Source organism: Rhodococcus sp. BP22 (assembly GCF_014281965.1).
Classification (GTDB): domain Bacteria; phylum Actinomycetota; class Actinomycetes; order Mycobacteriales; family Mycobacteriaceae; genus Rhodococcoides.
Window position 1 is genome coordinate 1 of record NZ_JACFTB010000018.1, and the last position, 2,482, is coordinate 2,482.

Consider the following 2,482-nt stretch of genomic DNA (forward strand, 5'->3'; position numbering starts at 1 on the left):
CGTCAACCGGCTTCTGTGGATGCAGGACACCTATTGCCTGACCGCGAGCGACGTTGTCCTGCAGAAGACTCCGTTCACCTTCGATGTATCCGTCTGGGAGTTCTTCTGGGCACTTCAGGTGGGTGCCTCGATCGTCGTCGCGATTCCCGACGGTCATCGCGATCCGAACTATCTCGCCCGAGTGATCGCCGACGAATCCGTGACCACCATGCACTTCGTTCCGTCGATGCTTGCGGTCTTCGTCTCCGAACTCGAGGCGCGCGAGACTCGGTTGCCAAATCTGCGGATGATATTCGCGTCCGGCGAAGCGCTTCCGACGGCCACAGCTGAGCGAGTGTTCTCGGCCCTGCCGCACATTTCGCTGCACAACCTGTACGGCCCGACAGAAGCCGCGGTCGACGTCACCTTCCATCAGGTGCGGCCGGGCGAGACGGTCATTCCTATCGGCGCGCCGGTGTGGAACACCCGTGTCTTCGTGTTGGACCGTCGGCTCTCCCCGGTCCCCGTCGGCGTCGAGGGCGAGCTCTATCTCGCGGGCGTGCAGTTGGCACGGGGATACGTCGGCCGTCCCGACTTGACGGCAGATCGGTTCGTCGCGCATCCGGTACCGGAGGCCCGCGTTCGCGGTGAGCGGCTCTACCGAACGGGCGATGTCGTTCGTTGGAATGCTGGCGGTGAGCTCGACTACGTGGGTCGCAGTGACTTCCAGGTCAAGCTCCGCGGTTTGCGCATCGAGCTCGGCGAGATCGAGACCATTCTGCTGGAACAGAATTCGATTTCTCAGGCCGCAGTACTGGTCCGAGACGAGCAACTGGTGGCCTACGTCGTCACGGACTCTGCGGACTTCGACAGCGCGGCGATTCGGACCGCCCTCGGCTCCAAGTTGGCCGAGTACATGGTTCCGTCCGTCTTCGTCGAACTCGAGGAGTTCCCGCTCGGGTCGAGCGGGAAGCTCGACCGTAAGGCTTTGCCGGCCCCGGTCGTGGAGATCAAAGAGTTCCGCGTACCCACCACACCGGTGGAGGAGATCGTCGCCGATACCTTCGCCGGAGTTCTCGGTCTCGAACGAGTAGGACTCGACGACGACTTCTTCGAACTCGGTGGCAACTCGCTGATCGCCACACAGCTCGTCTCCAGGTTGGGGCAGGTTCTCAACACCAAGATCGGCGTGCGCGAACTGTTCGAGGCATCCAGCGTCGCCGAGCTCGCCGCGCGCATCGCCAGCCAAGTCGGTAGTGGCGGGCAGCGGGCACTCGTCGCTGTCGACCGCCCGGCGCAGATACCGCTGTCCTTGGCGCAGCAGCGTTATTGGTTCCTCAACCAGTACGACACCACCTCGGCCGTCGACAACATCCCGTTCGCAGTTCGGTTGAGCGGTAAACTCAACGTCCCTGCTCTCGCGGCCGCTGTGGCCGATCTGATCGCCCGCCACGAATCTCTCCGCACGGTGTACCCGGACTCGATGGAGGGCCCGCACCAGAAGATTCTGCCCGTCGGTGAGGCGAACGCGAGTTTGGTGATCGCCGACGTCCAGGAAGACGATGTACGTCACCGTGTCATCGATTTGATGATGACGGCCTTCGACGTCACGACCGAGATTCCGCGGGCCGCGAAGCTGTTCAAGTTGGCAGAGGACGAGTACGTCCTTGCGTTCGTCATCCATCACGTGTCTGCGGACGGTGCTTCCATGGCGCCACTCGTGCGTGATGTGATGGTGGCGTATGCGGCGCGGTCTGCCGGTGAGGCCCCTGCTTGGGCTCCGTTGCCGGTGCAGTACGCCGATTACGCGCTGTGGCAGCGCGAGACCCTCGGTAGCGAGAAAGATCCGGATTCGATTGCCTCGCAGCAGGTGTCGTACTGGAAGACCGCACTGGCCGGGCTTCCGGACCAGCTGGACATGCCGTCTGATCGACCTCGACCCGCGCATCAGAGCTTCCGTGGCGATTCCGTTCGGTTCACCGTGGATGCAGAGCTCCATCGTGCGCTTCTGGAACTGTCACGCAAGCACCACACGACATTGTTCATGACGATGCACGCTGCATTCGCAGTATTGCTCGCCAGGTTGTCGAATGCATCGGATATTGCCGTGGGCACTCCGGTCGCCGGTCGCGGGGACAAGGCATTGGACGACATGATCGGGATGTTCGTCAACACGTTGGTTTTCCGTAGTCGGGTCGATTCTTCGATGACGTTCGAGGAGTTGTTGGCGCAGACTCGGGAAACCGATCTGCAGGCATTCGCGCATGCGGATGTGCCGTTCGAGCGGCTCGTGGAGGTGCTCAACCCGGTTCGGTCGACGGCCCGAAACCCGTTGTTCCAGGTCGGTCTGTCGTTCCAGAACATGACCCGAGCCAGCCTCGAACTACCGGGGTTGACGCTTACTCCCGTCGACGTCAATTCGCCGCTGGCCAAGACCGATCTCCAATTGACCATCTTCGACGGCACGACCGCGGACGGCCGTCCGGCAGAGATCAACGCGGAG

At 62.4% G+C, this 2,482-nt stretch carries 1 protein-coding gene; it reads left to right on the forward strand.

What is annotated here, in order from left to right; translation table 11 throughout:
- Positions 1–2,482: condensation domain-containing protein (locus H2510_RS20505; protein WP_186630119.1), on the forward strand; the 2,482-nt coding region annotated here is incomplete at both ends.